This window comes from Anabaena sp. FACHB-1391 (assembly GCF_014696755.1).
Lineage (GTDB): Bacteria > Cyanobacteriota > Cyanobacteriia > Cyanobacteriales > Nostocaceae > Dolichospermum > Dolichospermum planctonicum.
This window is the reverse complement of record NZ_JACJQS010000034.1, coordinates 25,698-46,712: the sequence shown is the minus strand read 5'-3', so window position 1 is coordinate 46,712 and position 21,015 is coordinate 25,698. Positions and strand designations below refer to the sequence as shown.

At 35.9% G+C, this 21,015-nt stretch carries 13 protein-coding genes and 1 tRNA gene; 3 read left to right on the top strand and 11 right to left on the bottom strand.

From position 1 onward, the window contains the following. Positions 1-16: 16 nt before the first annotated feature. Positions 17-103: transfer RNA gene (locus H6F62_RS15625), tRNA-Ser, on the bottom strand. A 161-nt stretch (positions 104-264) separates the two neighbouring features. Between H6F62_RS15625 and H6F62_RS15620 the strand changes: the two genes are divergently transcribed. The 3 genes from H6F62_RS15620 to H6F62_RS15610 are packed head-to-tail and all read left to right on the top strand — an operon-like array spanning position 265 to position 2,066. Beyond that, on the top strand, positions 265-633 hold the full coding sequence (locus tag H6F62_RS15620; RefSeq protein WP_028082833.1) for a 2Fe-2S iron-sulfur cluster-binding protein: 369 nt from the start codon (positions 265-267) through the stop codon (positions 631-633). A gap of 31 nt (positions 634-664) precedes the next feature. Next, positions 665-1,234 carry a thermonuclease family protein gene (locus H6F62_RS15615; RefSeq protein ID WP_242026030.1) on the top strand — a complete coding sequence of 190 codons (570 nt, stop codon included), beginning with the start codon at positions 665-667 and terminating at the stop codon, positions 1,232-1,234. 28 nt (positions 1,235-1,262) lie between these two features. Further along, the gene (locus H6F62_RS15610; RefSeq protein ID WP_190372444.1) at positions 1,263-2,066 is read left to right on the top strand and encodes an inositol monophosphatase family protein; all 804 of its coding nucleotides are present in this window, start codon (positions 1,263-1,265) and stop codon (positions 2,064-2,066) included. Between the two features lie 458 nt (positions 2,067-2,524). Here the strand turns inward: H6F62_RS15610 and proC are convergent, their stop codons facing one another. From proC to H6F62_RS15560, 10 genes are all read right to left on the bottom strand, one after another. Further along, positions 2,525-3,340: a pyrroline-5-carboxylate reductase gene (gene proC / locus H6F62_RS15605; RefSeq protein ID WP_137906910.1), complete on the bottom strand. Its 816-nt coding sequence runs from the start codon at positions 3,338-3,340 to the stop codon at positions 2,525-2,527. Between the two features lie 119 nt (positions 3,341-3,459). Continuing rightward, a complete protein-coding gene (locus H6F62_RS15600) occupies positions 3,460-4,056 on the bottom strand; it encodes a cell division protein SepF (RefSeq protein ID WP_190372443.1) in 597 nt (198 codons plus the stop codon). A 467-nt stretch (positions 4,057-4,523) separates the two neighbouring features. Next, positions 4,524-5,213: a YggS family pyridoxal phosphate-dependent enzyme gene (locus H6F62_RS15595; protein ID WP_190372442.1), complete on the bottom strand. Its 690-nt coding sequence runs from the start codon at positions 5,211-5,213 to the stop codon at positions 4,524-4,526. Further along, complete coding sequence (pipX, locus tag H6F62_RS15590) at positions 5,210-5,488, bottom strand: transcriptional coactivator PipX (protein ID WP_028082939.1); 279 nt, start codon at positions 5,486-5,488, stop codon at positions 5,210-5,212. The genes H6F62_RS15595 and pipX overlap by 4 nt, the downstream gene beginning before the upstream one ends. Before the next feature lie 327 nt (positions 5,489-5,815). Further along, complete coding sequence (locus tag H6F62_RS15585; RefSeq protein WP_162501168.1) at positions 5,816-7,675, bottom strand: hypothetical protein; 1,860 nt, start codon at positions 7,673-7,675, stop codon at positions 5,816-5,818. A gap of 139 nt (positions 7,676-7,814) precedes the next feature. Further along, positions 7,815-8,120 carry an acyl carrier protein gene (locus tag H6F62_RS15580; RefSeq protein ID WP_190372447.1) on the bottom strand — a complete coding sequence of 102 codons (306 nt, stop codon included), beginning with the start codon at positions 8,118-8,120 and terminating at the stop codon, positions 7,815-7,817. A 12-nt stretch (positions 8,121-8,132) separates the two neighbouring features. Then, entirely contained in the window at positions 8,133-9,461 is a 1,329-nt protein-coding gene (locus H6F62_RS15575) for a condensation domain-containing protein (RefSeq protein WP_190372441.1), read from the bottom strand. Between the two features lie 96 nt (positions 9,462-9,557). Beyond that, on the bottom strand, positions 9,558-11,207 hold the full coding sequence (locus tag H6F62_RS15570; RefSeq protein WP_199306445.1) for a PfaD family polyunsaturated fatty acid/polyketide biosynthesis protein: 1,650 nt from the start codon (positions 11,205-11,207) through the stop codon (positions 9,558-9,560). A 96-nt stretch (positions 11,208-11,303) separates the two neighbouring features. Continuing rightward, entirely contained in the window at positions 11,304-13,994 is a 2,691-nt protein-coding gene (locus H6F62_RS15565) for a PfaB family protein (protein WP_190372439.1), read from the bottom strand. A gap of 120 nt (positions 13,995-14,114) precedes the next feature. Next, positions 14,115-20,432: a type I polyketide synthase gene (locus H6F62_RS15560; RefSeq protein WP_190372438.1), complete on the bottom strand. Its 6,318-nt coding sequence runs from the start codon at positions 20,430-20,432 to the stop codon at positions 14,115-14,117. Positions 20,433-21,015 lie beyond the last annotated feature (583 nt).

Sequence of the window (21,015 nt, the reverse complement as noted above, 5' to 3'; positions counted from 1 at the left end):
TTTTGTCACTTAGGAACGGAGAGGGAGGGATTCGAACCCTCGTATACATTACTGCATAACAGACTTTCCAGGTCTGCGCCTTCAACCACTCGGCCACCTCTCCAGGTGTCTCGCTTTACAATCCTACAACAGAATTTTCAAAAAAGCAAGCATTTTAAAAAAATATTTTTTTTCATGACTCCCTGACCTGAAAATGCCGGGTTTTCCACCTATTTTCTTATAATAGACTTTGACACCCCCTCAGCGGAAAAGCTAAAAATCAAAATGGTTCAAACCCACACCATTAAAGTTTATAATCGCCAAACTGGTATATCCCATACCCTGGAAGTTCCCGAAGACCGTTATATTTTGCACACTGCTGAACATAACGGGGCTGAACTCCCCTTTTCTTGTCGTAATGGGGCTTGTACAACCTGTGCGGTGAGAGTTGTATCAGGAGAAATTTATCAACCAGAAGCCATTGGCCTTTCCCCTGCTTTACGCCGTCAAGGGTACGCTTTATTATGTGTAAGTTACGCCCGTTCTGATTTAGAAGTAGAAACACAAGACGAAGATGAAGTTTATGAACTTCAATTTGGGCGCTTTTTTGGTAAAGGTAGAGTTAAAGCGGGTTTACCCTTAGATGAGGACTAATACTTTTTCTGTGTTCAAGTTAACAAATTTCATGGCGAGGACGATCTCTATTGTATTCCGTCTTCGCATTTCTGCGACAAAAATAAAAATAATTATATTGTTGAGTTTGTTATTTTTGCTGAGTTGTCAAAGCCAAAATAAATCCGCAACAATTCCCTCTGATGTCAAATTAGCGCGGGTTGTGAGTGGACAAACTTTGGAAGTGTTGGGAATGGAAACACAACCCAATTTAACCTCCCAAATCCGATTAATTGGTTTAGATGCTCCAGATCTGGGTCAAACTCCTTGGGGGGAGGATGCAAAAAAAACACTAGAAACCTTGATTGGTGGTGTAAATCAATCTCTAAAACTGGAATTTGACCTAGAAAACAAGGATAAATTTAACCGTACCTTAGCTTATGTATGGAAAGATCAACTATTGTTAAACGAAGAAATCATTAAACAAGGATATGCTTTATTTGTGGCGCGATCGCCTAATAATAAATATAACCAACGTTTGGAACACGCCCAACAATGGGCCAGAATCATGGGGAAAGGTATCTGGAACCCTGATCAACCTATGCGAATCACTCCTGGAGAGTATCGTCGTCTTTATCGTTAAATCCACTGACAACTAACAACTAACAAATATGCAAATTTTTCTAGATATTGCTACAGAAGCAGCCCTGGCCGCAGGTGTAGTTTTACAAGATTATTTAGGTAAATTAGAAAACACAATCACCGAAAAAAGCCGTCCGGGTGACTTAGTTACTGCTGCTGATAAAGCCTCAGAACAGGTAATTTTAGAAGTCTTGCGTCGTCATTTTCCCCAACACTCAATTTTAGCAGAAGAGTCGGGAAAACTGGGAAATCAAGACCATGATTTTCTCTGGGCTATTGACCCCCTCGATGGTACAACTAATTACGCCCATCAATATCCTTGTTTTGCTGTTTCCATTGGCTTATTGATTCAGGGTGTACCCAAAGTAGGAGTAATTTATGACCCTTTTCGTGATGAATTATTTCAGGCTGGGGCGGGTTTAGGTGCAACCCGTAACCGTCGTCCTATTCATGTTTCCCAAACAGCAGAATTAAATAAAAGCCTGTTATCCAGTGGATTTGCTTATGATCGTCGAGAAACCGCTGATAATAATTATGCTGAATTTTGTCATCTGACCCATCTTACCCAGGGTGTGCGTCGTGGTGGTGCAGCCGCCTTAGATTTAGCCTATGTAGCCTGTGGACGACTTGATGGTTATTGGGAGAGAGGAATAGCTCCTTGGGACGTTGTGGCTGGAATAATACTGGTTCAGGAAGCGGGAGGAAAGGTCACTGCTTATGATGGGACTCCGATCAAAATTGAATCGGGGAGAATTTTAGCCACTAATGGTCATCTTCATGATAGTCTCAGTCAAGAACTAATAAAAGTTCCCCGTTTATCTAGTTGGACATGATTTTGCTATGATGATTGTGGGTGAGAAACTTACTTTTTTTCATAAGTCGGTTAAAACCGACTTTTCTATATTAGAGAAGGAATTTATTCCCTGGAAGGAGGTTTGATATTATGAACTTAAAACCCATTAGAACATAAACAGATTATCAACAAGCATTAAAAGCAATTGAACAAATTTTTGATGCTCAACCTAATACACCAGAATATGAAAAATTAGATATTTTAACCACCTTAGTAGAAGTTTATGAACAACAAAATTATCCTATTGATCCTCCCTCCCCCATTGCCACAATATTATATTATTTAGAAAGTCGTAATCAGGGAATTTCTACTTTTATTGAAAACTTAAAACATCATGGAGTTAGTGAAGAAATAATTAATATAGCTTTAAAGGAAATGATTCACTGATTTCTGATGATGTACTTGCTACCATAAAAATAGAAACATTCACCTCACCTATCAACCATTCCCCAATTCCTGAGCGCGTTCTTTCGAGGCTTTAACAGCTTCCATAACAGCGGAACGGAAACTGGCCTTTTCCAACGCGCTAACACCAGCAATAGTCGTACCCCCAGGGCTGGTAACTCTGTCTTTGAGTTCAGCGGGATGGATTTTGGTTTCTTGTAACAGTTTAGCTGTTCCTAATACTGTTTGTATAGCTAGTTGTTGTGCCATTGCTCTATTTAAACCCACAGCAACACCACCATCAGCTAAAGCCTCGATCATCAATGCCACATAAGCAGGTCCACTCCCAGACAAGCCTGTAACTGCATTCATCAAGGTTTCGGGAACTTCCACCACTTCCCCCACAGCGGCAAAAATCTTTTCTGCTATTTGTTTATGACTAGCGTAAGTATAAGCACCTAAAGAAATCGCCGTTATTCCCGCGCCTACTGTGGCGGGAGTATTAGGCATAGACCGAATTATCGGGAATTGGCTAAAGGCTGCTTCCAATTGTTTTAAATTTACACCCGCCAGTATAGAAATGATTACAGGTGAATTTTCTGCCGGGGAAATATCTGCTAATTCCTGAGCTACAGTAGTAAATATCTGGGGTTTGACTGCCAACATAACAGCTTCCTGTGCTTCCCCTAAAACCCGACTATTATCTGTAGTTACAGATATCCCATATTTCTGTTCTAAATAGCTGCGGCGTTCCCCTTGGGGTTCGCTGACTATAATTTCTGATGGTTGATAAGTACCAATTGCAATAAGGCGGGATAATAGGGCTTCTGCCATTATCCCACCACCAATTAAGCCAAATTTTATATTCATTGTCATTAGTCACTAGTTAGTAGTCAATTCTTAATAGTTAATTATCCTTGTTTAGGAAACGCTAGGGCGAATACAATTAATTGGGGATTTAAAACTATGGACTAATGACTAATTTAGCGCTACTGTGCCATGCGAGTGGGTTCATTTCCCCAAGCTGAAGTTGCTGTAGCTGCTGGACGGGCAGGACGGGCTTGGTTAATCGGTACTTCATGTACTAAACCGCTTTGGGTGCTAACTTGTACGCAACTGGGGGTAAATAAGAAGATGCTTTCGCCAATTCGCTCTTGATGTCCGTCTAAGGCATAAGTACCACCGGCAACAAAGTCAACTGCTCGTTGAGCTTGATCCGGGTCCATAATCGTCAAGTTTAATACTACTGATTTGCGTTCGCGTAAGGCCTGAATTGCCTGGGGCATTTCTTCAAATGTCCGAGGTTCTAAAACTAGAACTTCAGATATTCCATTAATTGCGCCGGGCATACCAATAACATTACTCATAGGTTTGGATACTGTTGGTGCTACTTCATCTGTAGTTGCAGGTGGATTTTCCCGCCAACGTCGAGGAGGATTAGTTTCCTGTGGGGCTGGCTGAGGATTGGGTTGTTGATAGACATTCTGATAATTATCGCCGGCATCGGCTTCTTCTTCGTAGTATTCGTATTCTACCTGCTCATTCAAACCGACAAAATCCCTGAGTTTAGAAAATATATTGGCCATGTTGTACACTCCCGGATGAAAATTACCCTAATTTTCCTGGCTATAAGTTGCATTTCGGCCCCTTGTAGCCAGTATTCATAACTATAGTAGATACTTGACTTAGAAATTGTACTACTTACTTTATTCTTTAGTACAAATGATCAATTATCAACAGATTATCAACAGATATTGATGTTAATGCTTGTACATTAACGAATCTATAACAATGAGTTAAGATTATAGCCTAATGATAATTAAAAATAAAGGTGGTCACACCCCTTTTACAATTCAGCATTATTTATGAGATTATAATATTCTTTGACAATTCTGGCGGACTTCAGTAGTTAAGAGTAAAACCCTTAATTGTCCAAGCCTCTGCGATAAAAATTAGTATCTAATTTAATTGCATACCGCTATATCAATAGCGGAGATTATAGATTCTCGAAAGATTGTCAATCCGTTCTAGACCACCACAGCTACAGCGTTATCTATGGACGTTGTCCAAACAATATTGTACCTAATCTTACCATGGTTGCCCCTGCTTGCACTGCCAATTGGTAATCTCCAGACATCCCCATTGATAACTGCTGCATTGTAATATTTGACCAATTTTGTGATTGGATGGTTCGCGCTAGTTCGTAGGTACTATTAAACACCTTCAAGATTTCTTCAGATTCCAACCCTAGAGGCGGAATTGTCATCAAACCTTGAATTTGTAAATTTTGACATTGATTGAGTGCTTCCAAGTCAGCAAATAATTCTGGAATCATCCAACCAGATTTATTCGCATCGGGGAGAATTTTGACTTGTAAGCATACCTTTGGGGTCACTCCCAATTCTTGCGCTAGAGTATTTAAACGTTGCGCTAGTGCTAAGTTATCTACGGAGTGAATCCACTGAAATAGTTCTAAGGCTTTTTTAGCCTTATTACTTTGTAGATGTCCTATAAAGTGCCAGGTAATATCCGCTAAATCTTGTAACTCGGCTTGTTTACTGGCAGCTTCTTGGATGCGACTTTCGGCAAAATCACGAATTCCTGCGGTGTATGCTTCCCGCATTAATTCAGTAGACACTCTTTTTGTCACAGCAATCAACCTCACCGTAGGGGGTAGTGAGGAGCGAATATTAGCAAGGCGTTGCCTACGGTGAGCGAAGCTATCGCTAATGGAATTAGTCATTGGAACGTGCGCTGAAATACACCTTGAAGTTGATCATACTCTTGGGAGTTACCACTGCGGCGCAAAATACGTAAACGATTTTCCAGCATCATTCTAGCTTCAGTGCGGCCAATGGGCTGAAATTTCAGGACTTTAAGTTCACTTGTTACCAGAAAAAATAGGCGTTGGGCGTAGAGTGTGGTAAACAGATCCTGGTTCTCATCAACCATACTGATCCTATAGAGCAAACCCCAAGTTGGATGATTTAGGTAAGTTTCTGAGTTTTCTGGATTCATTTCCTAGTCAAGGTTGGGAGTATATAGGGTGTTTTGCAATCAACTAACATTCAGAGGATAGTACGTCCCTTCCGCCAAAATTTTCGTTGACAATGGGAAAATAACTATTTTATTACAATTTCCCACAGCTAACAATACTTTTTTGTCTTGGATCATAACCTAAGTTGATGCAGTATTGCCATGGCTGCCTCCATCGTGCCACAATTCTCCCTCAATGGCGCAAAGATGGACATTTACCCAGCCGGCATATAGCAGGAGTCAGGAATAAAAAAAATGCCAGAAGAAAGAAGAAAGAAATTTTTCCCCTATTCCCCTGACTTTTCCCTGTCACCGATTTCTCAGAGAGGGGAAATTTTTACCACCTAATTCAATTTCTCCAATCACACACCCAGCCTTTAACCTATTTACTAAATACTCCCAATCATTAGCAATAAAATTTGTCCCATGATCTGGTTCTACTAAGCTAATTAATTTGACATTATGAATGATTTGATCGCCTAAATTAGCAATTCCTAAAAAGTTTAAAACTCCTGATTCATAAGTTCCACAAGGTACAGCAGGATTATTCATCCCCACACAGTATTCATTGTCTTGAAACCAATCAAAATCAGGATAGCCATGAAAGTGAACTATGGGCGCACCATTTTTAATTAATTCTGGTGTGTACAAAGCCGCTGCTAAACTAATAGCTAACATCACATAGATATCATAGGAAGGTTTAATATCTGCCTTTTTTGATTGATTTCCTAATGGTAATTGCAGATGTAATGTATCTTTTAACCCAATGCGAAGGACATCACAATCAATATTTAAAGCTGTTTTATTTGCGCCAGAACGAGAACTAACTAGCCAAATATCAGGTATTTGTTTAAATCTATTTTTTGCGTTGATATTTAGTTTTAGATAACGTCTACCTTCTTGATTTTGACGAAGTTCATAAATACTAAATCCGGGTACAGGTAATAAGTTTTCCCATTCCTCAATAGTGATTTCTGGTTTACCTACATAATGAGGAGGTTCAGCATAAGCTACAAAACCATAAGATACTCCTGTTCTGCCATTAACGATCACATTGACAATATCTCTATGGGATTTTCTTTTAATAACTTTGTCTAATTTAAACCCCGCTGGAAATAAACCTGTAGATGCTAATTCTTCACCCATTTTCACCAATTTATGAGCATAATCTGATAAATGAGGATTATATTCTCCCAGTTGAAAACGGTTAATTAATAGAGGAGTAATAGGGACAAATATCTTAGGAATCAGAGATTTTAAGGCAAAATCCTCAACTTCATCCTGATTAAAGTTAGAATCAGAGAGATTCATATTCAGAATAGAAAATTTTTCATGGGATATACCAATAACAACTTCTGAAAAAGTTTTCACTAGTGTATTTATCCCCATGGGAATTTTTTCTGTATAAGGTGTAGTTGGGCTAACAAATTTATCATCTATATCAGTCAAGATTACTACTTGTGTATTTGTAGGATCTTCCACATATTTAGCTGCGTGATCTTCAGCCCAACTACTCAATTTAGCAATTTGCACAACAGACATTTGTTGTTTTTCCTTTAGCCATCTATAAGATAATTTATACCAACTTTCAGCGATAATTATTCCTAATTTCCTTAACCATGAATTTGGTCTTTCCACGTCTACAATAGCAGCAATATCTGCTTTGACTACCTGCATTTTTAAAGATTGATGCCAGTTAATAATAGGGATTTTCATAGTATGTTGTAATTCCATTGTCGCTTCTTTCCAGGGAATTACTTTCACACCATGCTTTTGCAAATAGAAAATTAATTGTTGACGAAATCTAATAATAGCTTTATTTTCATAATAATCAGGCAAAGGTCTAAAAGTAACCTTCAAATTTTCAGCCATGAATTTAGCATTAATAATTGGAGGTTGGTATCCAATGGGTGATTCTCCAGAAAAACCACCAATTAACTTACCAATAGTTTGTAAACTAATTCCTTGAATTAAACTTTGATTAGTATAGTTATCTGTAACATTCATTTCCTGAATTAATGCTAAAATATCTGCTTTATATCTAGCTATTTCTAATTGCATTTCTGGAGTAATTACACCTTGGGGAGAACGAATATTAAGTTTGCTATTTTCTGCCCAAAATAATACACCTTGTTGAGTAAGTTTGGCTAAAATTTCTGCTGCATTCATAACAAAATTTCTCGTATTTAAAAACAACAATTTAGGAAAGAGGACACCTGGCTGATAGGATTTTCCTAATCTAGCGAAGTGTCCCAATAATCAAGGAGGAAAAACTAGATTGTCAGTAATTAAACAGAATATGTAGAGATTATAGCTGGATAATTTCTGACTGTGAATTTTCTAATTCTTCAGATAGTCTAATAGAAAGTTCTTGAATAGTGGGATAATACCAAAGGTGAATAAGAGATAATTTGCATCCCAAAAACTTTTCGGCCTTACTAGCGATAATTATGGTTTGTGCTGAGTCCAAACCGTAACTATCTAAAGGTTCACGAATATCTATTTCTTCTGGGTTAACTGCTAATAAAGAGGAAATTTCGCAAACTAACCAAGCCTGGATTTTAGCTGTGTTATCTTGGTTTTTAACTAGATAAGTGGATAAACTATTATTCATTTTATTATTCATTTATGCAGATCCTATTATTAAGGAATGAGAGGAGATTTTCATCATATCTGATATACAATCATCTACAATTTTTTCCATAGTTTGACGATTAATTGCAGGTTGAGAAAACACAAAATTTAGGGTCATTTTTTCCTGAAAAGTAGCAGCATGAACAATAAACATTCCTGCATATAAAGCATGAGAACCAACAAAACTGATTTCCTCTAGTTCTAATTCACCATAAACACGGGGAATATTGACCTTACCAACATTAGAAACTGAGATTGTAGCCGATACTTGATTGGGGAAGAGCAAAGCAAAATTTATCAGGTGTTTAGCGAGAAATATCATGTTAAATATCTCCCCTTGATTTATTTTTTTATTTAAATCCTTTTTAATGTTCCGTGCTAATTCCCAAATACATATATTATTCTTAATTCTATAAAATCCCATCAAAGATGTTGCTAAAACTGCCATATTTTCCGCATTAATTTTAGGTTCTAACCTTTTTCTCAAATCAATATATGATAAACAACTAACTTTAATATGATCTTCATAGCTTTGAGTAATTTGTTTGCATACTGTTAACATTAGTGCCGCACATAAAGCACTTTGTACTGTAGTATTTTCTTGTCTACATTTTTGAATAAACCTTTGGGTTGATTCTTCGCTAAGTTGTCTATGAATAATTTCACAACGACGCTGAGAAATGGGAACATAATTTTCTACTTTTAATGTTTTTGGAGGATTCAAGTATTTTTGAAGTGCGATATTTAATAATAAAGCAATTCTAGATAGTTTGTTTTGAAAACTATTTGTCCATGACGGTAATAGTTTTTCAATGGGTGGGATATTTTCTAAAGTATTAACTACTGGAATAGATTTATCTTCAGTGATTTCTTGACAATAGGTTAAAATTTCTGAGTGAAGTTCGATGCTTGATAAACCGTCAGTAATAGCATGATGTGTAGTTGTAATCAGATAATTGATATTCTGCTGATTTAATACTTTTACAAGTACAACTCTTAGTAGATATTTACTACTATCAATTACTTGATTCATTTCTGCATTAACGACCGCTTCCCATTCCTGAATTTCTACAAGATTAACAACTCTTACAGGAAGTTTTCTTATACCTGCGGACTGAAAATAGTAGGAATTATCAGAGTTAATAATATGAGAATTAAGGACAGGATGACGATATTGAATAATATCTAAAGACTGTCTAAGAACTGTTTCTTGAATATTTCCCTGAATACGACTAATAGTAACTAAGTTCCATGTTTTAGCTCGTTGATTCAGGATTTCCATTGTTTGTTCTAGCTGTCCCAATTTCCTAAGTATAGCCACATTTATCACCCTTTGCTAAATCAGAAATATCAAAATAGTTGGTAGTGAGGGATTTATCCCTCACTATTAGCACCAAAGCACTAACTACAAACTTGCTTATTTATTTAAGTTAGATACTGGATGATATTGACTAAATTCTTCTGGCATTTGTAAACCTTGAATTTTCAAATTTTGAATGCGATATAAATAAGCAGCGCCCGTCATAATTTGATCGGCTATATCAACTACTTGACGATTATTAATATCTGCTAAGTAAGAACCACGCACCCAATTATTAAAACTTCCCATTGCAGGTCCACACCAAATTTGATAGTCAATTTCTCGACCTTTTTCTCCAGTATTAGACCACCGAGAAGATAGTCCTAAATACCAGCGAAATATTAATGCCATTTTTACTTTAGGATTATTAGCTGCTTTGCTTAATTTTTCCGGGTGACGTTGAGATAAATAAGTAGCTGTTTCTTGCCAAATTTCGGAAATTGTTTTTCGCAGAATTTGTTTTTCTAATTTTTCTATTTCATCCGGGGGAATTTCTGCAATTGAATTATAGTTTTTGTATAATTCCCATAATTTTTGAGCGCGGAGGGGAAAGAGAGTTCCTTTTTTAAGAACTTGTAATTTTACTCCCATTTCAAACATATCAGCCGCTGGAGCCATCATTACATCCGTCATTTCTGCTTCAGCTAATAACTTTTTTGTATATTCAGAAGTACCAGCTTCAATACAGGATTGATTAATAGAACCAGTGACAATATAAGCAGCACCCATCATTAAAGCTGCTAGTGCTGATTGGGGTGTAGAAATACCACCAGCTACACCAATTCTTACGGGTTTTTCATAATTATATTGACGCTGAATTTCATCTCTTAATTCTAAAATAGAAGGTAATAAACAAACCAAGGGACGATTATCTGTATGTCCTCCTGAATCTGCTTCTACAGTAATATCATCAGCCATAGGAATTTTAGCCGCCAGATTAGCTTGTAATTCGCTAATTAATCCTTGTTCAACTAATTGTTTCAGAATTTTTGTAGGTGCAGGTTGCAGGAACTTAGTAGCAACTTCTCGACGGGAAATTTTGGCGATAATTTTATTGTTAATTTCAATTTCATTAGCTGAATTTAAACTCAGACCAACAGACCGATAGTAAACTATATTATCACTCAAATCTAAGAATGCAGAGGCTTCAATTATTCTGATTTGATGCTGTAAATACAAATCAATTAAACGACGTTCAATAGCAGGTTCACTGGGACTATGAAGTAAGTTAAAAGCATAGGATTTGTTATGTAAAACTTGTTTAATTTTATCAATTGCTGTTTCTACACGATTAGGAGATAAACCTCCTGCACCAAAGGAACTTAAAATGTTGGCTTTTCCCAAAGCAATTACCATTTCTTCTGATGCAATACCCTGAGCCATTGCACCAGTCATATATGCGTATTTTACGCCATAAAACTCTAGAAAGCTTGGATCACCTAATTGATGAAACTTAATAGCAGGAACAGTTAAAAGCATTTCTAATTGCTTAGTTTTACCATTAGCACTATAGGATAAACTTCCGACATTACTAATCCCAATTTGTCCTTCTTTATTCAGAATATAACAAGGATAATCTAAATTCATCAGTTTATTTTTAATGTTCTCTGCATCGAAAGATACAGTATTTAAATCGCCTTGCCATCCTTGATAATTATTGTTCATTGCCGGAGAAAATTTGAGTTTTTGATGGTATTTGTTCAACATACTTTCGGAATTAAACACTTTATTTGACCTCAGATAACTAAACTATTGTGTATTTAAGTACGAGATGCCTATTCCACATCACAAAAAGCTAGATATTTACTTTTCTTTTCTTGTTTGTATGACCATTTTTTTGTATAAATCTAATTGCTGCTGGAGAAATAGGCTAAGTTCTTGAAGTGATCTTTGCCGAGACTGTAATAAAAAGCTGTGTGCTTTAGCCAAACGCAGATTATTATCATTTAAACCTTGATAATTAGGAAGAGATTTAATACTGCGTTCATAATTAAATAAGGAAGTATCCAGCAAAGATGATTGATTTTTGTAAGCAATGTCTTGTTCAAATTTGATATTAGCTAAGGAATATAAAGGTGATAAATCCAACTCAACTCGATGACTAAATAGTTTAGCTAATGCTTTAATAATAGAGGTGTGATCATCTACACCTCTTTTATTTAGAGATACAGTTAAATGTTCTTGATGTTTAAGAATTTCGCTAATCCAACGGCTACAATTACTACCAACACCGACTTCAATAAAGATTCTAATCTGATCATTATAGACATGATTAACTAAGCGCGGAAAATCAAGTTGTTGACAGAGGGCTTTGGCGATATTTTTGCCGATTAAATGACCATCAATTTTCATGGGTGCATATTCAGCAGCAGAATAGAAAATTGTGTTTGAATCTGTTTGAGTTGGTAAGGTATTAACTTTAACTAATTCATCATATTCAGATTGCATTGCTTCGCAATGAATTACATGATTAATTGATGTAGGAAAAGCGTCACATTTTAAAGTTTCAATCACTCTTTGACAAGCCTGAGTTTCACCAGCAATAACTACTTCTTCGGGTGTATTAATTAAAGGTATATAAACCAGTTTTTCATTTTTTAAAACTTCTTTTACTTGGGAATATGAACAGATTAAAATGTAGTTACTCCAAAATTCTTCGCCTTTATTTTCATCAATTAAAGGTAATCCCCAATGCTGACGAACTGCATTTTTAGGACCTGATAGCCGGGTTTTAAATAAAGGTGATGAATTCAAATAATCACTGGTACTTTTAAAGCTAGTCCAGATACCTTGGGCTAACATCATACTGGTTTCACCAAGGCTATATCCAAAAGCATAAGGTGATTGAATCTGGAAATAGTTTTTCAGAATTGCTGTCATTAATCCGGCAAAACCAACTTCTGATTCCAGCATAGAAACTGGATCATTTATTAATGTTTGTTCTATAGTTTCTAGTTGTCTTTTTGATAGTTTATCAATACTACGAGGATAGAGAATTTTTTCAATATTAGCGACTCGATTATAAACACTTTTAATGACAACATCATTATGTAGTTCGGGAAAAAGACGGAAAATATTTCTGCCTATTCCTATATAAGAAGTAAAAGAACCAGGATAAACAAAGGCAACATGACCTTTTTTTCCTTGGGGATTAACTGTAAAATAACTACCAAGGGGAGTTTGCCAATCTTTACCAGTATCGAAAGCAATATTTACTCCCTGAATTGCCCTTTCAATTTCTCGTTTTAATTCCTCTGGATGTCGTGATAGAATTGCTAAAGCGTAAGTTGATTTTTGATATCGCTGATATTTTTGAAAATAATTACTAGCCAGTTGATCTAGGCAAGAAATACCTGTAATATTTTCTTGAAGTGCGGTAATTTGTCTTAATAAAGAAGCAGGATCATCTCCTGCAATAGTAAATAAGTAATAAGGCATTTGTTCCAAATATTTACTATTACGTTCTCTCTGGCTGATTTCTTCTGACAAAATTAAATGTCCATAAGTATTATCTTGATTATCTTCTTCCATCATATTTACCGCAGCTATTCTTTTAGTTGCACCAGGTTCTAAAAACCAAGGTTTTGATTCTACTGCTACATAAAAAGGACTTCCCCGCCAAATTTCCGGCTGTTTAGGATTTGACCAATGGGGAACACCGGGAATATAACGATGATATAGACAAAGCGCAGTTTTGATGAGACTAAATATACCAGCAGTTGCTTGTGTATTGCCAATATTTGCTTTAACGCTACCCATAGCACAACTGAGATTTTCTTTCTCTGTCTGATAAGCTGATATTAAACCTTGAATTTCCGCTGTATCTGCGTTAAGAATCCCACTAGCAACAACTTCTAAATAACCAATATCTGCGGCTTTAATATCTGCTATTTGAAACCCTTCCTGACAAACTTGAGTAACAACTTCTGGGTGATTTGGAGAATGTTTCACCACACTCAAACCATCAATAACTGCATAGATGCAACGATTTTGTTGTTTAGCTGTTTCATGTAATTCTAATACCACTGCGGCTACACCTGCTGTTTTAATTATATCTTTGGCATTTTCATCATAACTAAAAGTATATACACCTGTATTAACTTCCATTAAGTAATTTCTATCTATTCCCACAATTAAAACAGCTTCAACTTGTTGATTACTTAATAATTTTTGACTCATATCTAAAGCTGATAAGAGCGATTTTTCTACCGACAAAAATCCTACTTCCGCAGAAATATAACTAGCTAAAGTAGAATTTTCTAGAGGAGAAATAATAATTAAGCCTATTTTTGTTTCTGGCTTAATTTGAGCATCTTTAAGAGCAGAATTGATCACTTCTCGACTTAATGGACTTTGCTGATAATCTTCAGATCTAACTGCATCTTGCTTAGTTTCATAAATTAGTCTTTCAAATTTATTTAATGTTGATGAATTACTAATAAAACAATCCATACCAATAATTGCTAACTTGGGATTTTGTGCCATTAATTTCATGATCATTCTCCATATTTTAGAATTAAAATCACCTTTTACGCAAAGGTAAAAAGGAGCAAAAGCACCAAGTTTTAGAACTTTAATTTTCCCTGCCCCTTTGCGTCTCTGCGTGAAAAATATCTAATATTTTGCTATTTGTCTAGGTAAAATTGTTCCTTTTGCACCAATCATCCGATTATAAATTTGTCCTTGACGATTATAAGTAATCACATCTGTAATTACCGAAGATTCTGTTTTTGATTTCACCTCACAAGTAACATAAAATGTTTCACCAAAAGGCACTTTAGCAAATTGTTCAAAGTTGTTAATTTCTGATGGTAAACAGCCAACTTGATGAAAATGTTGAGTCCAAATCCAAAGAGAATGAATCTGGACATCTGCTATATAGGGATTAAATGTTTGGACGGGAAATTGTCCTTGTTGTTTTGCTGTCGGTTCTGATAAAAAGCATTCAATTGTTATCTGGCTAGGACTAGTATTTAAAACTGATTTTACACCTTGAAAAGTGCCTCCATGAAATAGGCTAGAAGCATTTACTTGATACAATTCTTGATTATTTTTTAGCAAATTTTGATCCTGATTAAAGTTCAAGCTTCCATAATTTGCAAAGGGGGGAATTTCTCGTTTGAGAATTAAATTTGTACTAAAATGATAGCGGATTTTTCCATCTGGCGTTTGACTACTAATTTTAGCAGCAAATTCTATTTCTTGATTTTCATGTTTCGCAAGTTCTTGAATTTCTAAAACATATTCATTTGCTGAAGTTTCATCAAAAACTATGCCCTTTAAAACTTTGAAATCTGAAGCAATAAAAGCTGTAAATCCAGGATATAGTTGTTCACAAGCATTTGTCATCCATAATAACCCACAGGTAGCGGGAAGTACAGGACAACCAGCGATAATATGATCCTGTAAAAATGGGTTTTCTGCTAATGTTAATTGGCGTTTAATGCGATAGGTTTTTAACTCATTAGATAAGGTCGAGGGAATATAAACTAAGGGACTACCAATCACTAATTGCACTGTATCTTGATTAGGGTTTGTTAATTCATCAATTAATATTTGCGTTCCTGTTTCTATGGTAATAGTCTCAATTCCTCTTTCCGCAAAAGCTTTTTTTAATTCTGGTGATACCATGCCACTTTCCCAAGGTCCCCAGTTGATAGCCATGACATGACAATTGGGGTAATTATGTTTAATTAAATGGGCTGATTTGTTGAGTATTTCATTCGCTATGGCATAATCTGATTGTCCCACATTTCCATAAAATCCGACTACAGAAGAGAACAAAACTAAATATTGTAATTGACTGGCTGGTACACAGCTTAAAAGATTTTTTAAACCTTTAATTTTAGCTGCATAAACATTTTCAAAATCCTGAATTGATTTGTTTTCAATGCGTTTATCAGCTAAGTTTCCTGCACCATGAATTATGCCAGTTACTTGCCCAAAACGTGCAATTACATCTGCCAATTTTGATTCTAATAATACTGTATTGGTAATATCTACACTCAGATATTCTGCTTGTCCTCCTGCTTGTTCAATGGCTTTGAGAGTATTTTTAATTTCTCGTTGTGAGGAAATAAGTTGATACTTTTTCTGTACCATTATTGGTGTTGGTTTTTCCCCTTGGGCTTGGAAATCTTCTAAAATTCGCTGTTTTAATTCCGCTTCATTTTTACAATTTTCTGCCCAAACAGGTTCAGGTTCTGTACTGGAACGCCCTAAAAGAATAAATTTACATTGATATTTTTGGGCGATTTTAATTACACATTGGGCTGTGATTCCTTTCGCACCACCACTAACTAAAAATACTTGATCTTTAGTAATCTCTCTCAGAGAATTTGTGCTTGGTAATGGGGTGAAATCTGCAATTAAGTTAACTCTACCTTGGCTGCTGTACCCTACTTCTTGAATTAACAAGTTTGGATCATGAATTTCCGCGATAATCTGTTTAACAGATGTTTCTAAATCTAAGTCTGGATTTAAGTCAATGGAACGACAGAATACATTTTCCCATTCTTGATTAATACTCTTACTCAGTCCAAATAATCCTCCCGCAACAGCACTAAATTTATTGGTTTCTCCTAATCCAAATTTACCATCTAAATGCGCCACATTAATAAAACAACTGCGTCCAAATTTTGCGGCTTCGTTGAGTGATTCTTTCAGGTGTTTGGCGATTAAAAAAACGTGACGAAGAATAGATTTCTCTATGTCTAATGGTGTTAATGGGTGGAGGTGAATAAATGCAGCTACAGTACCATAATTATCATTAATTTGTTTTAACTGTTGTTGTAAAGTGTCTTCATTCCAATCAGTTAAAACTACTCTATTTATTCCTTGATTAACATTTGGTTCGATACCAGGAAAACTTAAAATTACTGTTTTCCAGCCTTTATCTATCAAACTTTTTGCTAATTTCTCAGTAATAAAAGAACCATTATCAGTTATTAATGCAACATGGTTATCAGCAACAGAAAATTCTAAACTGTCAGGTGCAGGAATTTGCTGTAATTTTGCAATACTGCGGCGGATATTTGGCTCAGATGTGGTTTTTGTTATCTCTACTATTTCTTCAGTTAATAACTTAGTAATTCTCTGGGCTTGCTGCTGCATATAACTAGCAATTTCGCCCAAATTTCTCAATTCTCCAATTTCTTCAGGGTTGGGTTTAGGTAAGTCAGGATATAGTTCTAATAAACTTCCTAAAATTTCTACCTTTTTGATGGAATCAATTCCTAAATCTGCTTCTATATCCATTGACATTTCTAACATTTCTAACGGATAACCTGTTTTTTCACTGACTATGTTTAATAGGTTTTGACTCAGGGTAGCTTTATCTATGTTAATTGGGATTTTGGGAACTACGGTAATAGTTTTTTCTGTGTTATTGATGAATGGGATGATTTTTTCCTCACCCAGAGGCGCAGTGACGCTGACAGTTTGCGGCTGATTTACATAATTAATGGCTTTTTTTTCTGAAGTTAGTAAATGAAAATGTTGTTGCAGAAGTTGAAAATAGTTCTGGGTATATTCCTGTTGATATTTGAGATATTTTTCATGAATACGCAGAGTATCACCTTGATGATCATGAAACCGCATCATGTTACGTTCAGAACTGGAAATTATTAATTCTTGAATTTTGGCTTGATGTTCTGTAGTTTCACTATTTTCTAATAATGAATACTGTTGCTGCATTAATTGAGAAAACGTTTTTGTGTATTCTGCTTGGCTGTGCAATGACTGTTCATGAACGTGAATAATATCCCGTTGTTGTTGACTAAATTCTGTGATAAAATTTTCTAAGCTATGAATAACTTTTTCATAATTTTGGGGCTGAATTTCTGCTTCTTCTAATTTTTCATTAAATGACGTTACAGGCTTTTCGTTAACTGTTGGTTGAGGTGATACAACGCTTATATGAGAACCGTTTTCTAAAGCTTTTGCAAAGGCTTTTTGAGTTTTTTCGGTAATATTTGTACTATTTAATCTCACGTTCAAAACTTGTTGTTGGGGAACTTCGGTAATTTTAGTTGGGACTTGGTAGGGGTCTATATTTTGCAAAGATAACCCAGCTACTTGCAATTGAACTATGGCTTGTCGAAGAATTTTATCGCTATCTTTAGTATGACTTGCATTGACAGCTATAGCTATGTGGGGTTTATCACTCAAAATCTCTTTCACTAAATTAGTAAGGACATTTTTGGGACCAAATTCTACAAAACAGTAACCACCAGCAGCATAAATATTTTCAATTTCCTGCTGAAATAATACCTGATTTAACAATTGTTCTTTAAGAATTTTTTGGATAGCGTGGGGTTCTTGAGGATAACATTCACCCGTGATATTTGTATAAACGGGAATTTGGGGTTCGTTAAAATTTACTTTTTCAACAGCTTGGGCAAAAGGTTTTTGGGCATGAGATACTAATGGTGTATGAAATCCTGCGGAAACTGCTAATAAAAAAGTAGAAAATCCTTGATTTTTGAGAAGTTCTTGTACTTGCTTAATTTCGGTTTTCTTCCCAGCTAATACTACTTGTTTCTGAGAATTTCTATTAGCAATAACTACTTGGGGGAAGTTTTTGATTACTTCTATTATTTGACTAATATCTCCTTTAACAGCTAACATTTCTCCCGCATCAAAATTAGGATTTACAGGTGCAGCCATAGCTTGTCCTCTAGCTTTTGCTAAGAACAAATAATCCTCTTCACTTAATACACCCGCAACCCACAAAGCTGTTAATTCACCGAAACTATGACCGGCAACAAAATCAGGTTTAAATCCAGCTTGTTGCAATATTTTATATAATCCCACACTAAACACACCAATTGCCGGCTGTGCATATTCAGTTTTATGCAATGTTTCTAACTGAATTTGCTTTTGTGCTTTATCAATAACTGGTGGGGGAAATACTACTGCTGATAAAGATTGTAAACCGTCTTCACACAACAGACTATCTATATGCGTATATGTTTGCCGCAAACAAGGAAAATTCATTACCAACTCCCGCCCCATTTCTAAGTATTGTGAACCCTGTCCAGAAAACAAAGCCACCACTTTACCCGTCATATCTATCCCCGTTTGACGGTAGTAAATCCCTTGAGGATGTTCCCATGATTGGGCTTCAGGCTTCTGTTTTAGCCCTTCAATCGCAATTTTCAGTAATTCCTTCCCTTGGGCTAAATCATTGGCTACAAAGCCAATTCTGGCGTAATTAAGGGGAATCTTGCCAATCTGAGAATCAGTAATTAATTGTTGATAGTGTTTTTCTTTGCTCTCACTCTGTAGCTGTTGGTGGATTTGCTGACAACGAGACAACAAAGCTGAAGCTGTGGGGGCAAATAGTAGCAAGGATTGTGGAGTATGGTGTAAACGGTACGGGTGATGATGTTCATGTTCATATTCTTCTAAAACAACGTGATAATTTGTACCACCGAATCCAAAGGCACTGACTCCAGCCCTTCTCGGTTGGGTAGGATGACTTACCCAAGGTCTCGTCTCCGTATTTAAGTAGAATGGTGAGTTCTCAATGTTCAGTTTAGGATGGGGCTTACTGATATTAATTGTCGGTGGTAAAACTTTATGGTGTAACGCCAAAGCCGCTTTAATCAGACTAGCCGCACCAGCAGCAGCTTTAGTATGTCCAATCTGGGATTTAACAGTTCCTAAAGCGATATGCTGTTTTTTGGGATTATTTTCACTAAAAACGGTGGTAATTGAGCTAAATTCTGTAGGGTCTCCTACCATCGTTCCTGTACCATGGGCTTCAATTAAGCCTATACTGGCTGGATTTACTCCTGCTTCTGTATATGCACGATGCAAAGCATTTATTTGTCCTTCGGGACGAGGTGCATAGATACTTTTATACTTACCATCGCTAGAACTGCCAACACCTTTAATAACTGCATAAATGCGATCGCCATCTCGTCGAGCATCTTCTAAACGTTTAAGTACCAGCATTCCCACGCCTTCACCTAACATCATTCCATCAGCATCAGCATCAAAAGGCTTCACCTTATCCCCAGGAGAAACAGCTGGGGTTTTGCTAAAGCACATATACGCAAAAATAGAATTATCAGTATCCACACCGCCAGTTATCATCATGTCGGCGCGATATTCCGTTAATTCGCTAATAGCCATCCTTAATGCGCCTAGTGAACTTGCACAGGCTGCATCTACTACGCAATTCATTCCTCCTAAATTTAAACGGTTAGCAATACGTCCAGAAATGACATTAGCTAACATTCCGGGGAAGGCATTTTCCTCCCATTCTACATATCCACTTTTGATTTTTTCAATAATTTTCTGACTATCTTCCTCGGATAAACCACTATTTGTGAGAACCTTTTTCCAAAGAGGATATTGTAATCTTGCACCCAAAGGAACAGCCAATTGTCTACCAATTGCTACTCCTAATATTACCCCTGTTCGTTCATGATTAAATTGGCGAGATGCACCATAACCAGCATCTTCCATTGCCTCTTTTGCCACTACCAAACCGAGTAATTGCGAAATATCTGTCACCTCTAAAATATTAGGAGGTAAACCAAATTCCATCGGATTAAAATCAATATCTGGCAGAAAACCACCCCGTTTACAATAGGTTTTATCCTGGGCTTTGGGGTCAGGATCATAATAATCATCTATCTGCCAACGAGAAGGAGGAACATCAGTAATACAATCCACTTTCTGGATAATATTTTGCCAGTATTCCTGTAAATTCTTCGCTTGGGGAAAGATAGAAGCCATGCCAATAATGGCTACATTAGTAGTTCGCAATTTGGCATGAATTTTATTTTTAATTTCATCTTTAATCTTTGTGGTATCAGGCATATCTTTTTTCACCTTTATCATCTTGATTACAGACTTTTCACAGTTACTAATTTCAGATTGTAACTGTGCGAAAGCGGCTTCAAATTTGGAAGCAGCCATAATCATATTTCACTCTTTTGATCGGGCAGTCGGTTAATAGAAGGTTTTGAAAATTTAGTGAATTTCAGAAGATATGACTTTTATTCATTTAGGCATATCCAAACTATTGATTTTCGTCTTGAACAGTGGTGACAACCCTATTACAACTCATTAGCAACTTACGTGCAACTTGGAAAAAGTCTTGCAAATGTAAAGTTGATAGAGAAGTCAGACAAATATTTTTGCTTATCCAATACAATCATTATTATCTAGGTTTTAGCCATTTTGACCAAAGTTGCATATATATTGCATATCTTTTTAATATAAATGAAGTAGCCGATTTAAAATAGTGTTTTTAACATCAAGAGTTTCAGATATCTTGAAGAATTGTATTTATTGCTAAATTCTGCATTTTTACATCTATCCTCAGAAATATATTTTCCTGGCTGTAAAATTTGTCACCACAAAATATATCTTAGGAATTAAAAAATATTTTTCAATTTATTTGAGTCCAAAGTTTGAGATAATAAAAATTAAGAATAAGTCAAGAATTTAAAACTTGCAATTTTTACAAATTTCATATATGGCGATAATTATCGTTTTA